The organism is Actinoallomurus soli, assembly GCF_024055715.1.
GTDB classification, from domain to species: Bacteria; Actinomycetota; Actinomycetes; order Streptosporangiales; family Streptosporangiaceae; genus Actinoallomurus; species Actinoallomurus soli.
Genome location: NZ_JAMXMV010000001.1, coordinates 139,963 through 157,837, shown reverse-complemented (window position 1 = coordinate 157,837; position 17,875 = coordinate 139,963). Strand labels below are relative to the sequence as shown.

The following is a 17,875-nucleotide window of genomic DNA, read 5'->3' as shown; positions in this document are numbered from 1 at the left end:
GTCCCCTGCATCAGTCGGCCGACGGCGTGTTGGCCCAAGTCGGACTCTGGGCCCGGGTCGGCTGCTCGCGGCCGCCGCCGATCTGCCGTATGTGTTGTGCAAGGCCCTCTTCGGTGCCGGAATAGTGGGCTGCGGTCCTGCGTAGCAGTCTGATCGCGGCTGCATATTGCGTGAGGAAGTCCCGGGAGACCGCACTGATGTGCTTGTACGCAGCCTCGGTGGTGCCCGCGAGCGTTTGCCCTGCGTCCCAGTTGCCGAGTTCGGCAGCGGTGAGGAGCCCTTGAGTCTGAACTTCGTCAAGTGCACCGGTGGCGCTCAGGTGTTCCAGCGCCCGCTCGAGAATTGAGGCGGCATGGTCGATCTTGAATGGTGCCCACTTGACGTCTGGGTCCCCCCCTCCGACCCATGGCGGGGAAGACTGCACCCCCCGCTGCGTGCCCCCTTCGTTCAGTGGCGGCATGCGGCCGCCCCCCTTCTTGACTTGCGCACCCCCGTGCCCGGAAACAGTAAGTCAAGGTACAGAAACATCGCCTGTCATGTCGAGGAGACATCGTCCGAAACTCCGCTAGTCGGCGGCCTTATCCGGGAGATTCGGCAGTTCATCGGCTCCGGGAACTACCCATCCTTGATCGAACCTGATTGAGGTCCGACCGATTCACGGATTTGGTCAGCGGACGTAGCCGTCGAGGGCGTCGTTGTCGATGTTCAGGGTGTAGCCGCCGTGGGTTTCGCGGTGGTCGCCCCGGTACTGCTTGATGCGGCGGTGGCCGGGCCACCAACCATGTGGCATGTACCGGTCTTTCCAGGGGTCGGACTTCTTGTCCCAGTGGGCGAACCAGACGGCGGCGGGTTTCTTGATCCCCTTGGCCTCGGCCAGGTCGTGGATGCCCGAGGCGACGCTGCTGTAGACGCCCGGCACGTAGCCGAGGCGGCGCAGTCTCCTGGTCCACGCGTCGATGAAGTCGAGGACCGCCTCCCGGCAGACGGGATCGTGCCGGCCGTACGCCTCCATGTCGTAGTAGATGGGCGTGTGCCGGCGCAGTCCGAGGAGACGGGCGCGGTCGGCGGCGTCTTCGGCCGAGGCTCTCGCGTCGTCGACGGCGCTGTCAGGGGTGAAGTTGACGCGATGCGGGCCGCACGGCGCCTGCGGGCCGACGTACGTCGGGATCAGTCGCCAGCCCATGGCCCGTACGGCGGCGACCCAGTCGTGGGACAGCCTGCCGTCCGGGCAGGCGCGGGAGACACCGCCGATGTAGACGTTGGCGGCGACGAAGTCCTTGCGCCACGCCTGCATCGCGTCGAGGGACGGCGCGTGGCAGGTGTCGAATCCGTCGCCCCGCACCCAGCGGCGGTGGGCGGTGCCGGTGTGGCGCTCGGTCGCGCCCTCGGCCGGTGGCGGGTCGACGGTGATGCGGGCCAGGACGCGCTCCAGGTCCTGGGCGTTCGCGCCGTACGAGCCGGTGATGAACGCTCCGGCCTGCGGGACCGCGAGCAGGATCTCGTGGGCGGCCGGGTCGTGCACCCGCAGGCCCGGCGGCCGTCCGCTCTCGGGGTGTCGTCCTGCCAGCATGCCGGTCACCAGGGCGTTCGTCTGCGCGGTGAGCGGTTCGACGTGGATGGCCGTCGTACGGCCGACGGCGTGGGCGGGGCAGTCCTGGTTCTCGCCGGCGGGACCGAGGTAGACGGCGTGCCGGTCGAAGCGGAGGCAGTCCGTGGAACGGGGGCCGAGGCGGTGGACCTCCCATCCGGCGGGCACCGGGATGCGGAGGCCCTGGTAGTGGACGTCGGTGTCCGCCTGGGCGGACGGTGCGCCCGGGAGCAGTGTTCCGAGGATTCCGGCGAGCAGCATGGCACGGCGCATGGCGTCCCCCCACGATCGTCGTCCGTACGACGACGATGATCGGAGGGGCTGCCAGGACCGTGGCGGGGCGCGCGGGGGGCAGAGAAGGTCTTCGACGGCGGGAAGCCCGCTCTTTACTCAGGGTCGACGATCTCGTACGCCCCGGCCTCGTCGATGGCGAGCGCCGAGAGCGGGATGAGCGCCAGCCGTACGTCGTACGCGCCGAGCGCCCGGCGGTAGTAGCCGGCGCCGTCCCAGTAGGTCACCATCGCCCACAGGTCGGGCTCGTCGACGGACCGGGCGAGGCCGCCGGAACGGTGGCCGGGGCTGCCGGCGAGGGAGCGGAGCACTTCGTGCGCCGTCTTGACGAACGTCTCGGTCTCGGTCTCGGGAACGCGGTAGCGGGTGATGGCCAGCACCCGTCCATCATGCCGGTAGGCGAGGCGATCTCCCCGCGCGGGACGCCGATGCGGGACGATGGGGGCGTGGATTCGAAACTTCGGCAGCGCAGCGCCGTCTTCTTCCTCTACCTCCAGCAGCTTCCCCGGTGGGTCCCGCTGGTGGTCCTGCCCGCGCTGCTGATCGCGGGCCTGGCGGCGCCGGGTGTGGCCGGCGGCGTGCTGCTCGCGGTGCTGGCGTTCCTGCTGTGGTTCGCGTTCCTGGCCGCACCGGCGCGGAGCGCGTCCCATCGCCTGGTGAGGATCGTGGTCCCCGCGGTCATCCTGGCGGTCGCGGTCGGGAAGCTGGTGAGCTGACCGACAACCCGGACATGGGCGATTTTGACAATCATTTTCATATTCATCCATACTCAGAGCGTGCGATACCGACGACTCCTGCCCTTCGCGCTCGGCGCCGCGCTGCTGGCGACCGCCTGCGGAGCGCGGACCGGCGGCCACGGTGACCCCAAGATCGTCGCGGCCTTTTACCCGCTGGCGTGGCTCGCCGAGCAGGTCGCCGGCCCCAACGGCTCCGTGCAGAACCTCACCAAGCCCGGCGCCGAACCCCACGACCTGGAGCTGACCCCGCGCCAGGTCATCGACGTGGGCGAATCGAAGCTGGCCTTCTACATCAAGGGCGTGCAGCCGGCCGTCGACAAGGCCGTGCGCGAACACGCCAAGAAGCACTCCATCGACGCGTCGTCGCTGGTCACGACGCTTCCCGCGCCGCAGGACGAGACCGGCCACGCCGCCGAGGACCCCCACCTGTGGCTGGACCCGAACAGGTTCGCGACCGTGGCCACCGCCCTCGGTGAGCGCCTCGCCGCGATCGACCCCGCGCACGCGGCGGGGTACCGTTCGCGCGCCGCGCAGGTGGTCACGAAGCTGACCGCCCTGGACGGGGAGTTCCGTACGGGCCTGCGGGACTGCGCCCGCAAGGAGATCGTCACGAGCCATTCGGCGTTCGGGTATCTGGCCCAGCGGTACGGTCTGACGCAGGTCGGCGTCACCGGCCTGGACCCCGAGGCCGAGCCCTCACCCGGCCGCCTGGCGAGTCTCATCGACCTCGTCCGGCGTACGCACGCCACCACCGTCTTCACCGAGACGCTCGCCAGCCCGAAGACCGCCGCGACGCTCGCGAACGAGGCGGGCGTGCGCACCGAGGTCCTCGACCCGGTCGAGGGCGTGAAACGTGGCTCGTCCGACGACTACTTCTCGATCATGCGCCGTGACCTCTCGATACTGCGACCCGCTCTAGGATGCCGATGACCGTTCCGTTCCGCATGACAGGCGGCGAGGTGCGGCTGGACCGCCGCCCGGTGCTGCGCGGCGTCGACCTGACCGTCGAGCCCGGCGAGGTCCTCGCCGTGATGGGGCCGAACGGCTCCGGAAAGTCCACGCTGATCCGCTCGCTGCTGGGCCTGATCCCGCTGTCGGCCGGGCGGGTCGAGCTGTACGGCGTGCCGCCGGCCCGCTTCAAGGACTGGAAGCGCGTCGGGTACGTCCCGCAGCGGCTGTCGGTCGGCGGCGGCGTGCCCGCCACCGTACGCGAGGTCGTGTCGTCGGGGCGGATCGCCCGGCAGTCGCGGTTCCGCCCGTTCTCGGCCGCCGACCGGCGCGCGGTGGATCGGGCCCTGGAGGCCGTCGGCATGGCACACCGCGCGCGCGACTCCGCCCAGGAGCTGTCCGGCGGCCAGCAGCAGCGCGTGCTCATCGCCCGCGCCCTCGCCGGTGAGCCGGACGTCTTCGTCATGGACGAGCCGACCGCGGGCGTCGACGCGGCCAGCCAGGAGACCCTCGCCCGTACGCTCCGCGACCAGGTCGCCGAGGGCCGTACGGTCGTGCTGGTCGCCCACGAGCTCGGGCCGATGGAGCCTCTGATCACCCGTTCCGTGGTCCTGGAGAACGGCCTCATCTCGCACGAGGGCGTTCCCCCGGAGCCGAAGGGCGAGTGCGCCCGGCCCGGCCACGACCACGTCCACCCGCACGCCCCGGCCGAGGAGCCACACCTGCTGTCATGATCGAACTCCTGTCCTACGACTTCCTCCGCCGCGCGCTGATCGCCGCCGTCCTCGTGGGCATCGCGGCTCCGGCGGTCGGCACGTTCATCGTGCAGCGGCGGCTGGCCCTGCTCGGCGACGGCATCGGGCACATCGCGCTCACCGGCGTCGGGCTGGGCCTGCTCACCCGCAGCTCGCCCACGATCCTCGCGCTCGTGGTGTCCGCGCTGGGCGCCGTCGCGATCGAGCTGCTGCGGGTCCGGACCCGCACGGGCGGCGACGTCGCTCTCGCCCTGCTGTTCTACGGCGGGCTGGCGGGCGGCGTGCTGTTCGCCAACCTGTCCGGCGGCAGCGCGAACCTCTCCAGCTACCTGTTCGGCTCGATCAGCAGCGTCGGCACCACCGACCTGTACATCGTCGCCGGTCTCGCCGTCGCGGTCATCGTGATCCTGGCCGTGTTCGGCCGGGAGCTGTTCGTCCTGTGCCAGGACGAGGAGGTGGCCCGCGCAAGCGGCCTGCCGGTGCGGTTCCTGTCGCTGCTCATCGCGGTGACCGCGGCGCTGACCGTGGTGGTGGCGATGCGCGCGGTCGGCCTGCTGCTGGTCAGCGCGCTGATGGTGGTACCGGTCGCGGCGGCGCAGCAGCTCACCCGCGGGTTCATGACGACGATCGGGCTGGCCGTCGTCGTCGGGGTGGTCTCCTCGGTCGGCGGCCTGTGGGTCTCCGTCGACGCCGACTTCGCCCCCGGCCCGACGATCGTTCTGCTGGCGATGGCCGTCTTTCTGGCCGCCGTCGGAACGGGGAAACTGGTGCGTATGCGGCGAACGGACGTGACGTGAGCGGGCGACGGGAGGACGTGCGCCGGGCGCTGTCCGGTTGTGAGAGCTTCCGCAGCGCCCAGGACATCTACGCCGACCTGCGGGCCGCCGGTTCCCGGATCGGCCTGACCACCGTCTACCGCGCCCTGCAGTCGCTCAGCGAGGCCGGCGAGGTCGACGTGCTGCGCACCGATGAGGGCGAGGCCATCTACCGCGCCTGCCGGACCGACGAGCACCACCATCACCTGGTCTGCCGCGTCTGCGGCCGTACGGTCGAGGTCGAGGGCCCGGCGGTGGAGAAGTGGGCCGAGGCGGTCGGCGCCGAGCACGGCTTCCGCGACGTCACCCACACGGTCGAGGTCTTCGGCACCTGCGCCGAGCACTGACGCGGCAGCCGGTTCCGCCGGCCGCGCCGTGGCGCCGGCCCGGGTCAGGGCCGGTCGACGATGCCGGCGACGACCTCGCGGACGAGACGGCGCAGCCACGCGTGCGCCACGTCCGCCTCGTACCGGCGGTGCCAGGCCATGGCCACCCTCGAGGACGGCGCCTCGACGGGCAGATCGAACGCCACCAGCCCCAACCGGTCGACGGTCGCCGCGTGCGACCGCCGGCCCGCCCGCCCGACCAGGTCGGTGACGGACAGCATGAACAACGACGCGGAGAACGTCGGCGCCGAAGCCACGACGCGGCGACGCAGCCCCCGCTCGGCGAGCCGAGCGTCGATCGGCCCCTCGAACCTGCCCCGCCGTGACACCGTCAGGTGCTCGGCGGCGGCGAACCGCTCGGCGGTGGGCTCGCCATCGAGGAATGGATGCCCGGCCCGGACGACGCCGACCTGGTCGTCCTCGTACAGCGGCTCCACCCGCACCTCCGGCGGCGCGCCGTCGATGACGCCGATCTCCAGGTCGACGCGCCCGTCGCGCAGGCCGCCGGTGTCGTCCGGCCCCTCGGGGAGGAAGCGCAAGGCCGCCCCGGGCGCCTCCCGGCGGATCCGCTCGAGCAGCGCCGTCCCCGTCACCATGATGATCGAATCGTCGGCCTGCAACGTGAACGTCCGCTCCAGCGTTCCCAGGTCGAGCTCGGACGGAGAGAACAGCGCGACCGCGCGTTCGACCAGCTCGTGGACCTCGGCACGGACGGCCAGTGCCCGGGGCGTCGGGACCATCGCCTGACCGGAGCGCACCAGCACCGGATCGCCGAGGGCCCTGCGGATGCGCGCGAGCGTACGGCTCATCGCCGGCGCGGACAGGTGCAGGCGCAGCGCGGCGCCCGCGACGCTCCCCTCCTCGAGCAGGGCGTCCAGAGCCACGAGAAGGTTCAGGTCGAGCTTGGAGTGCGTCGAATGCACTAATCACCTGCAGAAGTTGCATTTGAGGGCAAGTGGCACCGCAGCTTAGCGTTGTCCTCGTTCGAGGCCTCGAACCTCCCGTCTCCTTCGACCCGAGGTTCGTCACATGACCGTTCAGACCCCCGTGGCCGCGCCGCCCGATGAGGGCCACCCCCGCCGTACCCTCATCCTCGCCCTGATGGCCGCCTGCGCGACCATGACCGTCGCGCTCGTCGCCGCGATCAACCTGGCCGTTCCCCAGCTGTCCGCGAGCTCCCTGCGACCCTCGTCGGCGCAGCTGCTCTGGATCGTCGACGCGTACGTGATCGTGTTCGCCTGCCTGCTGATCCCGGCCGGAGCGTTCGGCGACCGGTACGGCCGCCGGGGAGCGCTGCTCGGCGGCCTGGCCGTCTTCGCGGCCGGCTGCGTGGCCTCCGCGCTCGCCCCGGACGCCGGCGCGCTGATCGCCGGACGGGCCGTCACCGGGCTCGGCGCCGCCCTCGTCATGCCCGCCACGCTGTCGCTGACCGTGCAGGCGTTCCCGGCGCGGCTGCGGGGGCAGGCGATCGCCTCCTGGACGGCGGCGACCGGGATCGCCGGAATCATCGGCAACATCGGTGGCGGCCTCGTTCTGGAGTACCTGCCGTGGCAGGGCCTGTTCTGGGCGGTCGCCCCGATCGTGCTGGTCCTGCTGGCGCTGTGCGCGCGGGTCGCGCCCCGGTCCGAACGGCACCCCGCCGATCTGGACGTCATCGGCTGCGCCCTGGTGATCCTGGCCTTCGTCGCACTGCTGTACGGCATCATCGAAGGTCCGGAACGCGGCTGGTCGTCCGGGCCGGTGCTCGGCGCGTTCGCCGTCTCCGCGCTCGTGTTCGGCGTCTTCACCGCGTACGCGCTGTGTGCCGAGCATCCGCTCGTCGACCCGCGGATCTTCGCCGTGGCCCGGCTCCGCGCCGGCGTCTCCGGCATCACGGTCACGTTCTTCGGGCTGTTCGCGCTGTTCTTCGTCAACGCGCAGTACCTGCAGTACGTGAAGGGCTTCTCGCCCCTGCTGACCGGTGTGGCCATCGGCCCGCTCGCGCTCGGCATGATGGTCGTCTCGCGGCGCAGCGTCGCGCTGGCGGCCCGGTTCGGGGAGCGGTGCGTCGTGGTGACCGGGCTGCTGGCCATCGCCGCCGGGCTGGGACTGCTCTCGACCGTCGGCCCCCGCAGCCCGTACGCCTTGTACGTCGTCTTTCTCCTGCTGATGTCGACCGGCATGGGCCTGAGCACCCCGCCCCTTTCCACCTCCGTCATCGGCGCCCTGCCGCCGAAACGGGCCGGCCTCGGGTCCGGCCTCAACGGCGCGGCGCGCGAGGTCGGCAGCGCCCTCGGCGTGGCCGTGCTGGGAACGATCCTCAGCACGCGCTTCACGGCGGAGCTCCCCGCCGGGGTACACGCGCACACGATCGGGCAGGCGCTCGCGGCCTCCGCTCCAGAGACGCACGCCGGGGTCGTGTCGGCCTTCACCGACGCCATGGCGGCGGGCTACCGCGTGATCGCGCTCATCGTCCTGGCCTCCGCGCTCGTGGTGACGTTCTGGTACCGCCCCACCGAGAAGTGACCGGAAGGTCCCATGCCGCTCGACCATGCCCGCGGTCTCGCGTGACGTGCCGGGTGCGGACGCGCCGGTTCGACGCCGCGCACGGCGGCGGCGGTGTCGTGGGAGACGACACCGCCGGCCCGCCCGATGTCCCGAGGCAGGGCGCCTTCTTCTGAAGACGGAAGAGCCGTCCATCGCCGAGAGCGCGCCGCCCGTCACCGATCAGCGCCGAGGATCCTGGTTGCTCACACCACCGAAATCCTCGGCGTAGAGCGCTTGCCGCTAGATCCACGAGCGGCCGGCGCCATTGCGATCGTGCGAATCCCGGAGGGCCTCGATGCTCGGCCGTTCCCGCGGGTCGCCGGCCCGTCCGGAAGCACTTCGTGTGCGAACGGGTTCGTCCGGACCGTGTTCCCCGGGGCCCTTCACCGGCCCGGGCCCGGCGTCGTGCCGCAGGGACGGCTCAGCGGATGGAGGCCGGTTCCTCGTCGTCGGCGCCGATCTCCTCGGCGGTGACCTCGTTCGGCTGAGCGCCGCCGAACCGGCGGTCGCGGCGGGCGTACTGCTCGCACGCGTGCCAGAAGTGGCGCCGGTCGAAGTCCGGCCACAGAACGTCCTGGTACACGAACTCGGCGTACGCCGACTGCCACACCAGGAAGTTCGAGCTGCGCTGTTCCCCGGACGGACGCAGGAAGAGGTCCACCTCGGGGATGTCCGGCTGGTAGAGGTACCGCGCGAAGACCTTCTCGTTGATCTTGTCCGGGCGGAGGCGGCCCGCCTGCACGTCGCGGGCGATGGCAGCGGCCGCGTCCGCGATCTCGGCCCGGCCACCGTAGTTGACGCAGAACTGCAAGGTCAGCACCTTGTTGTCCTTCGTCATGCGCTCGGCGTCCTCGAGCTCCTTGATGACGCTGCGCCACAGCTTCGGCCTGCGGCCGGCCCAGCGCACGCGAACGCCCATGGCGTTCAGCTGGTCACGGCGGCGGCGGATCACGTCACGGTTGAAGCCCATGAGGAACCGCACCTCGTCGGGCGACCGCCGCCAGTTCTCCGTCGAGAACGCGTACGCCGACAGGTACGGCACGCCGAGCTCGATCGCCCCCATGATCACGTCGAAGAGGGAGTACTCCCCCATCTTGTGACCTTCGGTACGCGGCAGGCCGCGCTCCTTCGCCCACCGACCGTTGCCGTCCATGACGACGGCGACATGCCGGGGAACGAGATCCTTGGGGATCGCGGGCGGCCGTGCGCCGCTCTCGTGCGGGTCCGGCGGCTGTACGCCCCTCATCGTCCGGTGTTCTCCTCACTCAATGGTCGTGTTCAGCGTCATGCCGTGGAAGGACTCCGCCGCCTCGTCCCTCGGCCGACCGCTCCACTCGCTCGGCGCCTCGCGCCCGCGCTCAATGGTCGCACTCGGCTTCTCGCGCTCCACGTGCTTGAGGGAACGGATGCCGTGTTCCAGGTGCCACTGGAGGTAGGCGGCGACGAGGCCGCTGCATTCCAGCCGGTGCCTCGGCTCGCTGCTGTCCGCGCGCGCCCAGTCACCGCGGAGCAGAGCGATCATCAGGCCGACCGTCGCCTCGGCGGGGCTGGCGGACCCGGGGGGACGGCATGATCCGCACACCATACCGCCGGCCGCGATCGCGAACGCCCGTCCGGTGCGCTCGCCGCAGCGCGCGCACTCCTCCAGCGACGGCGCGTAGCCGGCGATCGCCAGCGAGCGCAGGAAGTAGGCGTCGAGGACGAGGCGGGGATCGTGCCCGCCCTCCACGAGGGTCCGCAGCCCGCCGATGACGAGGAGGAACTGCCGCAGCGCCGGTTCCTTCTCGATCGGGGTCAGCTTCTCGGCGGTCTCCAGCATCGCCGTGCCGGCGGTGTAGCGCGGGTAGTCGAAGACGAGGCGCTCACCGTACGGGCGCAGCGTCTCGGCCTGTGTGATCAGGTCGAGGGAGCGGCGCTCGTACAACTGCAGGTCCACGTGTGTGAACGGCTCCAGCCGGGCGCCGAACCGCGACTTGGTCTTGCGGACGCCCTTGGCCGCGGCGCGTACCCGTCCGCTGCGACGGGTAAGGATCGTCACGATGCGGTCGGCCTCGCCCAGTTTCTGGGTGCGGAGGACGACGCCTTCGTCACGATAGAGACTCACCCGTCCATTGTCCCGCAGACGCCGGGTGGAACCGGCAGGAACCCGCCACGGTCCAAGGTTCGTTGACTTGACGATTCGATCACCAGGCTCGTACGAGCCGACGTCTCAGGAGAGAACGTTGACCTGCTTCTTCGACGCTTCACACGGTCCGGCCTCCCAGGAGATCACCTGGACGCCGCAGTGGGGGGCGCCCCGCCCCGTACGCTGCTGCGCGGCGTGCGCGCAGCGCTGGATGGAGTACCTCCAGGCGCAGAGCGGCTACCCGCAGCCGGGTTACCAGCACGGGTACCCGCAGCCGGGTTACCAGCAGGCTTATCCGCAGCCGGGCTACGGCTACCCGGTGGAGTACGAACACGACCACCATCACCACGGGCGGCAGTACGGTCTGGGCAGCGTCGCCGCCGCGGGCGCGGCGGGGTTCGTCGGCGGCATGGTCGTCAACGAACTGCTGGACGACGACCATGAGCACGTCGAGGTCGTCGAGCATGTCGTGCACGAGACCGTCATCGTCGACGATGACGGCGTCGAGTACGACAGTGACTACGGAAACGAGTGGTGAGCAAAACACCACCCGTTGCGTAGCGGAGGCGTTCTTTGACGGTCCGTGACCGGATGCGGCCCCGGTAAAGCGTGGTGGGGGCGACACGCGCGTGGGAGCGTGGCCCCATGAGATGCGCGATCGTCCCCCCACACGTCCTGGACCACCTCGCCGAAAACCACCACGACGAGCGGCTGCGCGAGTCCGCCCGGCAGACCCTCGTCATCGACACCGGACAGCGTGACGCGCGCGCGGCCGCGCAGCTGATCGCCTCCGCCGAGCCGACGACCGGGCCCGCGGCCGCGAAGCGGAACATCCACGACGCCGGGCACCTCAACCGGCTGCCCGGGAAGTCGGTCCGCTCCGAGGGCGCCCCGCCGACCGGCGACCGGGCCTCCGACGAGATCTACGACTGGCTCGGCGTCACGTTCGACTTCTACCGCAGCTCCTACGGCCGCGACTCGATCGACGGCGCCGGCCTACCGCTCGTCGCGAGCGTCCACTACGCCGTCGACTACGACAACGCCTTCTGGGACGGCTCCCAGATGGTCTACGGCGACGGCGACCGGCACGTCTTCACGACCTTCACCGGACCGCTCGACGTCACCGGGCACGAGCTCACCCACGGCGTCACGCAGTACTCCGGCGGGCTGGACTACACGGGCCAGAGCGGGGCCCTCAACGAGTCCATCTCCGACGTCTTCGGCTCGCTCGTGAAGCAGTACCACCTCGGCCAGACCGCCGACCAGGCCGACTGGCTGATCGGCCAGGGCATGTTCGCCTCCGGGGTGCGGGGCGTCGCGCTGCGCTCGATGAAGGCGCCCGGCACCGCGTACGACGACCCGAACCTCGGCAAGGACCCGCAGCCCGCCGACATGGCGCACTTCGTCCAGACGACCCGCGACAACGGCGGCGTGCACATCAACTCCGGGATCCCCAACCGCGCGTTCTACCTCGCCGCGGCCGCGATCGGCGGGCACGCGTGGGAGAAGGCCGGGCGGATCTGGTACGAGACGCTCACCGGCGGACATCTGCCGAAGGACGCGGATTTCGCGACGTTCGCCCGCATGACGGCGGAATGCGCGGGCAGGCTCTTCGGCGCGCAGAGCGCCGAGCGCGACGCCGTGCGCCAGGCGTGGACGACCGTCGGCGTGGAGGCCGCGTGAAGGTGACCGTCACTCGCAGCGGAGGGTTCGCCGGGATGGTCCGCCGCGCCGAGATCGACTCGGCGGACCACCCGACGGTGGCCAGGCTCATCGACGAGATCGACCTTGGTGACGTGCCGGCGCCCGCGCCGGCCGCCGACCGGTTCCTGTACGAGGTCGAGGTGGACGACCACTGCGTACCGGTCGCGGAGACGGACCTGTGCGGCCCGCTCCGGGATCTCGTCGACTATGTCCTGACCCACGGCCGTTGATCGCCCTTTGTGAGGGCTCACTTCAGCCGGGCCGCCCGGCCCGCGGGATGACGGGGGCCGAACGGCACGTCTTTCTGCTCCGGGGCGGTCAGCGCCCCACGCGGTTGACGGCCGACAGCACCGCCTTGAGCGAGGCGGTCACCGTGTTGCCGTCGATGCCGACGCCCCACAGCACCTGGTCGCCGACCTGGCACTCGACGTACGCCGCGGCCTTCGCGTCGCTTCCCGCCGACAGGGCGTGCTCGGCGTAGTCGAGGACCCGCGCCTGGATGCCGACCGACGCGAGCGCGTCGGTGAACGCGGAGATCGGGCCGTTGCCGATGCCCTCGATCTCGCGGATCTCCCCGTTGATGCGCAGGTCGACGTTGAGGACGTCCTTCTCGTCGACGCGGGAGCTGGCCCGGTGGGCCAGCAGACCGACCCGCGGGCCGTTCGTCAGGAACTCCCGCTCGAAGATCTCCCACATCTGCTCGGGCGTCACCTCGCCGCCCTCGCCGTCGGTGTGCTCCTGGACGACGCGGGAGAAGTCGATCTGCAGCTTGCGCGGCAGCTCCAGGGAGTGCTCGGTCTTCATGATGTAGGCCACGCCGCCCTTCCCGGACTGGCTGTTGACCCTGATGACCGCTTCGTACGACCGGCCGACGTCCTTGGGGTCGATCGGCAGGTACGGCAGCGCCCAGCGGAACTCCTCCACCGGCACGCCGGCGGCCGCCGCGTCGCGCTCCAGCGCGTCGAAGCCCTTCTTGATGGCGTCCTGGTGGGAGCCGGAGAAGGAGGTGTAGACGAGGTCGCCGGCGTACGGGTGGCGCTCGTGTACCGGGATCTGGTTGCAGTACTCGACGGTACGGCGGATCTCGTCGATGTCGGAGAAGTCGATCTGCGGGTCGACGCCCTGGGAGAAGAGGTTCATCCCCAGCGTCACCAGGCAGACGTTGCCCGTACGCTCGCCGTTGCCGAACAGGCAGCCCTCGACGCGGTCGGCCCCCGCCAGCATCGCCAGCTCGGCCGAGGCCACGCCGGTGCCGCGGTCGTTGTGCGGGTGCACCGACAGCGCGATGTGCTCACGGCGGGACAGGTTGCGGCTCATCCACTCGATCTGGTCGGCGTAGACGTTCGGCGTGGACCGCTCGATCGTGGACGGCAGGTTCAGGATGATCTCGCGGTCCGGGCCCGGCTCCCAGGTGTCCATGACCGCTTCGCAGACCTCGAGCGCGAACTCCAGCTCGGTGTCGATGAAGATCTCCGGGCTGTACTCGTAGCCGAAGTCGCAGTCGCCGAGGTACTTCTCGGCGTACTTCATGACGTGCCGGGTGCCCTGCACGGCCAGGGCCTTGCAGTCGTCCCGGTCGATCCCGAAGACCACGCGCCGGAACAGCGGCGCGGTGGCGTTGTACAGGTGGATCGTCGCGCGCGGCGCCCCGGTCAGCGCCTGGGCCGTGCGCTCGATCAGCTCCTCACGCGCCTGGGTGAGGACGGAGATCTGCACGTCGGCGGGGATCCGGTCCTCTTCGATCAGCTGCCGGACGAAGTCGAAGTCGGTCTGGCTGGCCGAGGGGAACCCGACCTCGATCTCCTTGTAGCCCATGCGGACCAGCAGCTCGAACATGGCCAGCTTGCGCGCGGGGCTCATCGGGTCGATCAGCGCCTGGTTGCCGTCGCGCAGGTCGGTGGACAGCCACCGCGGGGCCTGGGTGATCGTCTTGCTCGGCCACGTGCGGTCCGGCAGATCCACCGGCGTGAACGGCGCGTACCGGCCGAAGGGCATGGGGCTGGGCTGTTGCGTGATACGAGGATTCATGAGAAAGGGATGCTCCCGAGACAGGTGCCCACGGCCGACGGTCACGCCGAAGCCCCGCGGCGAGGGAGCCGGCCTGTTACAGGCCCCCGCCGCGGCCGCTAAGGAGGAGCAGCTCGCGCAGCACGGTGTACAAGCTAACAGACCGCATCCGCACCGTCCCAATCGGTCCCATCTGATGAGACGACGGAGACGCGGCACCGTCTTTCCGGCAGGTCATGCCGACGGGAACGCCCCGAGCGATGAACCGACCGTGGTCCTCGCCGATCAGGGCACGAGGACGGACAGGCAGGTCACGCAGCCCTCCATCTTCTCGAACTCGCTGATGTCCACCACCGACACGTCGTAGCCCTCGTCCCGGAGCCGCTCGGCCGTACGGGGCGCGGACGCGGCGATGAGGACCTGCTTCTCCCCGAGGAGGACCACGTGCGCGCCGGACGGCTCCGGCGCCACCCGCAGGCCCGGCAGGACCGAGGTGTCCACCCGGTCGGGGTTGCCGATGAGCGTGCCGTCCGGCAGGGCCGTCATCGCCGTCTTCAGATGCAGGCAGCCCCGCACCTGGACCGGGACGACGTGCCGGCCGCGGGCGCCGAGGATCCGGGCCGCCGCGCAGATGGCGTCCTCGTTCGTACGGCCGGACCGGCCGACGTAGACGGTGGTGCCGACCTGCAGCACGTCACCGCCGTCCAGCGTGGCCTCCCCCTCGAACCGGGCGACCTCGAGACCCAACTCGGTGACCACCCGCTCGACGGACGCCACCTCCGCACGGCGCTCCGGTGCCCCCGGCCGGGCGAGCACGGCCAGGTCGCCGCAGACGACCACGGTGTCCTCGACGAACACGGCGTCCGGGAGATCGTCGGCCGCCGGGAGCTCACGCACCCCCCAGCCCGCCGCCCGCAGGGCCGCGACGTACGCCTCGTGCTGGCGCGCCGCCAGTTCGGCGTCCACCGGGGTCCGGTCGATATGGGTCACCAGGCCGTCGGCCAGGCGCGGGCTCGGTCGCCGCACCAGGGCGGTGCGCTTCTCGGATTCCACGGACGGCTCCTGCCATGTCACGGCACTCCCGGTCCGGGAGCGCCCTCTGCGTCACCGCACTGTCGCGGCCTCTGGTACGCGGCCGCCGGCACGCGGCCGCTCGTACGCCGCCTCTCGTTGCCGGCGGTCCCACTCCGCTCACTCGCGCGCCGCCGCCTCGGTGGTCGCGATCACGCCGAACGCGTGCGCCGGCGTGAGGCCCAGCCGGTCCGCGACCAGGCGGAGCGCACGGCGCTCGACGTCGCTGAGCGCCCCGTCGGCCAGCGCGATACGGACCGCCTGCGCCAGGAACCACTCCCGGGCCTCGGTGGTGAGCTGGGCGCCCGCGGTCGCGATCACCTCGTCCGTGTCACGGGGCCGCTCGTCGATGGCCGCCTGGAGCGCGTCGTCGTCGAAGTCGGCCGCGCCGTATCCGCGAACCGCATCGACCGCGCGGCTCCGCGCCGCCGTGTTCTCAGGATCACCGGCGGTCAGGACCAGCACCGCCGCGGCGCGCATGGCCAGCGGGAGCGCGGCCTCCATCTGCCGGGCCGTCGGCAGGCGGAGCGCGCCCAGGCCGAAGCGGTTCCGGCAGGTGACGCACTCCACGACCTCACCCGCCTTCGTCAGCGGGATCACCGGCAGGAAGAACAACGTGAACCACCGGCGGGCCACCCGGTGCCGATAGCGCCGGTCGCCCCCGCAGTGCGGACAGTGAAAGTCACCGTGGCCCACCGTCCGGAAGAAAACGGCGAACCCGAAGATCAGCAACACGGGCGGCCTCCTCCTGTATCAACCTGATATCGGAGAATATCCAGCCGGTCGTCCGGTCCGGCAGAGCGGCGGGGGCTGCAGTTCCCTGCCCATGAAGGGCGAACTTCCCCGAATCACCGGCCCTCCCGGGCATCGGACGTTACGCTGCCGCGGCATGACCACCCCGCCTGGCGACGATCCCCTGCCCGACGCCGACGCCGTCCCGCCGCCGCGAACCGGTACCGAGAGGGTACGCGCGACCGCCCCGGACCCCGCCTCGGCATCGGACGGCACGACGTCACCGAGGCCGCCCCAGGCGTGGTTCACGCCGCCGCAGGTCCCGCCCGCGCCCGAGCCGCCGGAGCCCGCGCCGCCCAAGAGCCTCGGTGAGTACCTCGGTGTGCTGCTGATCGGCGCGGCCTCGCTGCTGCTCCTGTCGATCTTCCTGCCGTGGACGACGTGGCGCACTCCCGACTTCGGGCGCAGCATCTTCATGAACGTGCCGGCGACCCGAGGGCAGGTGTCGTACGGGCTGTCCGAGCCGCACGGGCAGGTCCTCCTGCTGGCCGGAATGGCGGCCCTCGCCCTCGCCCTCGCGGGCCGGGCGGTGCAGGAGCGGTTCATCCCGTACGCCGCGATCCCCGGCGCCCTGAGCCTGCTGGCCGTCTTCCACCGCGGCATGACCCTCGGCGACGCGGGCGTGACCGAGTCGCTCACCTGGGGATTCTGGGTCGCCGTCCTCGCCTCGGTGGCGGTGCTGGCCCTCGGCCTGGCCGCGCTGGCACGCGGACACCGCCCCGCCCGGCCATAGCGCCGGCCCACTCGGGCGCGCGTCGGCCGCGCCGGGTCGTGGCCGCGGAGACGGGGCGCCGGATCAGTCGTAGAAGCCGAGGCGGCGCAGTTGCTTCGGGTCCCGCTGCCAGTCCTTCGCCACCTTGATCCGCAGGTCGAGGTAGACCCTCGTGCCCAGGAGCGCCTCGATCTGCTTGCGGGCGCGGGTGCCGACCTCCCTGAGCCGGGCGCCCTTCGGCCCGATGACGATGCCCTTCTGGCTCGGGCGTTCGACGAAGAGCCAGGCGTGCACGTCGACCAGGTCGTCGCGGCCCGCCCGCGGGCTCATCTCGTCCACCACGACGGCGATCGAGTGCGGAAGCTCCTCGCGTACGCCCTCCAGCGCGGCCTCGCGGATCAGCTCCGCCACCAGGATCTGCTCGGGCTCGTCGGTCAGCTCACCCTCGGGGTACAGCGGCATGCCCTCGGGCAGCCGCGCCGCGAGCAGGTCGCTGACCACGTCGAGCTGGTAGTTCGACTCGGCCGAACACGGCACGACGTCCGCCCACTCACCGAGCCCGGAGACCTTCAGCAACTGCTCCGCGACCTGATTCCGGTCTGCGAGGTCGGTCTTGGTCACGATCGCGATGACCGGGGTCTTCTTCACCTGGGCCAGCTCCGCGGCGATGAACCGGTCGCCCGGCCCGACCGGTTCGTTCGCGGGAACGCAGAACCCGATGACGTCGACCTCGCTCAACGTGGACCGGACGAGGCTGTCCAGCCGCTCGCCGAGAAGGGTGCGGGGCTTGTGCAGCCCCGGCGTGTCGACGATGACGAGCTGGGCGTCGGGGCGGTGCACGATGCCGCGGATCGCCCGGCGTGTCGTCTGCGGCTTGCTGCTGGTGATCGCCACTTTCGTCCCGACGAGGGCGTTCATCAGCGTGGACTTGCCCACGTTGGGTCGCCCGATGAAACAGGCGAACCCTGATCTGAAGCGCGTGCCGGTCGGCGTCTGGGGCGAGTTCACACCGTCGATTGTCCCGTATTCCGCGCGGGACTCCGACAGGGGCGCAGACGATCAGTCCGTCAGCACGGTCCGTACGGCGCCGTCGAGGCCCGCGACGAGGACCGGCGCCTTGGCGGCGAGGTCACGGACCGCCGCGATGTCAGGGGTGCCGTCCTCGGCGACGACCGCGGCCGCCTCCAGGCTCTCCGCTCCGCTCGACACGGCCATCGCCACGGCCACCTGCAGCGCCGTCAGCCTCAGTGACGGCAGCTCCACCGTCGCGGCGGCGTACGTGCGGCCGGTCTCGTCCCGGACGGCGGCGCCCTCCGCCGAGCCCGCACGGGCCCGCGTGGATCGGGCCAAGGTAATGATCTTCGCGTCTTCCGGATCGAGCTCGCTCACGCGCCCCAGCGTACTTCCCGCCGTGGGCG

The 17,875-nt window shown here is 71.2% G+C and carries 21 protein-coding genes; 10 read left to right on the top strand and 11 right to left on the bottom strand.

The genetic code is table 11. The features are described from left to right. Window positions 1-10 precede the first annotated feature (10 nt). The 3 genes from NDW01_RS00775 to NDW01_RS00765 all read right to left on the bottom strand — a co-directional run bounded on the left by NDW01_RS00775 (window position 11) and on the right by NDW01_RS00765 (window position 2,259). On the bottom strand, window positions 11-460 hold the full coding sequence (locus NDW01_RS00775) for a hypothetical protein (protein WP_252815585.1): 450 nt from the start codon (window positions 458-460) through the stop codon (window positions 11-13). 207 nt (window positions 461-667) lie between these two features. Beyond that, window positions 668-1,861: a DUF1906 domain-containing protein gene (locus tag NDW01_RS00770; RefSeq protein WP_252815584.1), complete on the bottom strand. Its 1,194-nt coding sequence runs from the start codon at window positions 1,859-1,861 to the stop codon at window positions 668-670. 113 nt (window positions 1,862-1,974) lie between these two features. After that, entirely contained in the window at window positions 1,975-2,259 is a 285-nt protein-coding gene (locus NDW01_RS00765) for an antibiotic biosynthesis monooxygenase family protein (RefSeq protein ID WP_252777348.1), read from the bottom strand. A 9-nt stretch (window positions 2,260-2,268) separates the two neighbouring features. On the opposite strand from NDW01_RS00765, the gene NDW01_RS00760 reads away from it, so the two are divergent. From NDW01_RS00760 to NDW01_RS00740, 5 genes are read left to right on the top strand one after another with little or no spacing between them, the layout of a single operon-like run. Continuing rightward, entirely contained in the window at window positions 2,269-2,595 is a 327-nt protein-coding gene (locus NDW01_RS00760; RefSeq protein ID WP_308211610.1) for a DUF6703 family protein, read from the top strand. 60 nt (window positions 2,596-2,655) lie between these two features. Continuing rightward, entirely contained in the window at window positions 2,656-3,546 is an 891-nt protein-coding gene (locus NDW01_RS00755; RefSeq protein WP_252815580.1) for a metal ABC transporter substrate-binding protein, read from the top strand. Then, entirely contained in the window at window positions 3,543-4,298 is a 756-nt protein-coding gene (locus tag NDW01_RS00750) for a metal ABC transporter ATP-binding protein (RefSeq protein WP_252815578.1), read from the top strand. Before NDW01_RS00755 ends, NDW01_RS00750 begins: the two co-directional genes overlap by 4 nt. Continuing rightward, window positions 4,295-5,116, top strand: a complete 822-nt coding sequence (locus tag NDW01_RS00745; protein WP_252815577.1) for a metal ABC transporter permease — start codon at window positions 4,295-4,297, stop codon at window positions 5,114-5,116. Before NDW01_RS00750 ends, NDW01_RS00745 begins: the two co-directional genes overlap by 4 nt. Further along, window positions 5,113-5,481 (top strand): Fur family transcriptional regulator, encoded by a 369-nt coding sequence (locus tag NDW01_RS00740; RefSeq protein WP_252815575.1) that lies wholly within the window; start codon window positions 5,113-5,115, stop codon window positions 5,479-5,481. Before NDW01_RS00745 ends, NDW01_RS00740 begins: the two co-directional genes overlap by 4 nt. 44 nt (window positions 5,482-5,525) lie before the next feature. Here NDW01_RS00740 and NDW01_RS00735 read toward each other — a convergent pair whose 3' ends face one another. Next, the gene (locus tag NDW01_RS00735) at window positions 5,526-6,443 is read right to left on the bottom strand and encodes a LysR family transcriptional regulator (RefSeq protein WP_252815573.1); all 918 of its coding nucleotides are present in this window, start codon (window positions 6,441-6,443) and stop codon (window positions 5,526-5,528) included. A 106-nt stretch (window positions 6,444-6,549) separates the two neighbouring features. On the opposite strand from NDW01_RS00735, the gene NDW01_RS00730 reads away from it, so the two are divergent. After that, complete coding sequence (locus NDW01_RS00730) at window positions 6,550-8,025, top strand: MFS transporter (RefSeq protein ID WP_252815571.1); 1,476 nt, start codon at window positions 6,550-6,552, stop codon at window positions 8,023-8,025. A gap of 442 nt (window positions 8,026-8,467) precedes the next feature. Here the strand turns inward: NDW01_RS00730 and NDW01_RS00725 are convergent, their stop codons facing one another. Together NDW01_RS00725 and recO are read right to left on the bottom strand one after the other, a co-directional pair. After that, complete coding sequence (locus NDW01_RS00725) at window positions 8,468-9,292, bottom strand: isoprenyl transferase (protein WP_252815569.1); 825 nt, start codon at window positions 9,290-9,292, stop codon at window positions 8,468-8,470. A gap of 15 nt (window positions 9,293-9,307) precedes the next feature. After that, entirely contained in the window at window positions 9,308-10,150 is an 843-nt protein-coding gene (gene recO / locus NDW01_RS00720) for a DNA repair protein RecO (protein ID WP_252815567.1), read from the bottom strand. Between the two features lie 118 nt (window positions 10,151-10,268). On the opposite strand from recO, the gene NDW01_RS00715 reads away from it, so the two are divergent. The 3 genes from NDW01_RS00715 to NDW01_RS00705 all read left to right on the top strand — a co-directional run bounded on the left by NDW01_RS00715 (window position 10,269) and on the right by NDW01_RS00705 (window position 12,105). Beyond that, entirely contained in the window at window positions 10,269-10,709 is a 441-nt protein-coding gene (locus tag NDW01_RS00715) for a hypothetical protein (RefSeq protein WP_252815565.1), read from the top strand. 107 nt (window positions 10,710-10,816) lie between these two features. Further along, window positions 10,817-11,854, top strand: coding sequence for a M4 family metallopeptidase (locus tag NDW01_RS00710; protein WP_252815563.1), 1,038 nt, complete (start codon window positions 10,817-10,819; stop codon window positions 11,852-11,854). After that, window positions 11,851-12,105, top strand: coding sequence for a protealysin inhibitor emfourin (locus tag NDW01_RS00705; RefSeq protein WP_252815561.1), 255 nt, complete (start codon window positions 11,851-11,853; stop codon window positions 12,103-12,105). The genes NDW01_RS00710 and NDW01_RS00705 overlap by 4 nt, the downstream gene beginning before the upstream one ends. 88 nt (window positions 12,106-12,193) lie before the next feature. Here NDW01_RS00705 and leuA read toward each other — a convergent pair whose 3' ends face one another. The 3 genes from leuA to NDW01_RS00690 all read right to left on the bottom strand — a co-directional run bounded on the left by leuA (window position 12,194) and on the right by NDW01_RS00690 (window position 15,688). Next, a complete protein-coding gene (gene leuA / locus NDW01_RS00700) occupies window positions 12,194-13,903 on the bottom strand; it encodes a 2-isopropylmalate synthase (RefSeq protein ID WP_252815559.1) in 1,710 nt (569 codons plus the stop codon). Between the two features lie 264 nt (window positions 13,904-14,167). Continuing rightward, window positions 14,168-14,935: a dimethylargininase gene (ddaH, locus tag NDW01_RS00695; protein ID WP_252815557.1), complete on the bottom strand. Its 768-nt coding sequence runs from the start codon at window positions 14,933-14,935 to the stop codon at window positions 14,168-14,170. A gap of 138 nt (window positions 14,936-15,073) precedes the next feature. Continuing rightward, complete coding sequence (locus NDW01_RS00690; RefSeq protein WP_252815555.1) at window positions 15,074-15,688, bottom strand: zinc-ribbon domain-containing protein; 615 nt, start codon at window positions 15,686-15,688, stop codon at window positions 15,074-15,076. Between the two features lie 154 nt (window positions 15,689-15,842). Between NDW01_RS00690 and NDW01_RS00685 the strand changes: the two genes are divergently transcribed. Next, window positions 15,843-16,478 (top strand): hypothetical protein, encoded by a 636-nt coding sequence (locus tag NDW01_RS00685; RefSeq protein ID WP_252815553.1) that lies wholly within the window; start codon window positions 15,843-15,845, stop codon window positions 16,476-16,478. Window positions 16,479-16,541: 63 nt separating this feature from the next. Here the strand turns inward: NDW01_RS00685 and era are convergent, their stop codons facing one another. Together era and NDW01_RS00675 are read right to left on the bottom strand one after the other, a co-directional pair. Next, window positions 16,542-17,465, bottom strand: coding sequence for a GTPase Era (gene era, locus NDW01_RS00680; protein ID WP_252815551.1), 924 nt, complete (start codon window positions 17,463-17,465; stop codon window positions 16,542-16,544). Window positions 17,466-17,516: 51 nt separating this feature from the next. Beyond that, window positions 17,517-17,846: a cytidine/deoxycytidylate deaminase family protein gene (locus NDW01_RS00675; protein ID WP_252815549.1), complete on the bottom strand. Its 330-nt coding sequence runs from the start codon at window positions 17,844-17,846 to the stop codon at window positions 17,517-17,519. Window positions 17,847-17,875: the final 29 nt, after the last annotated feature.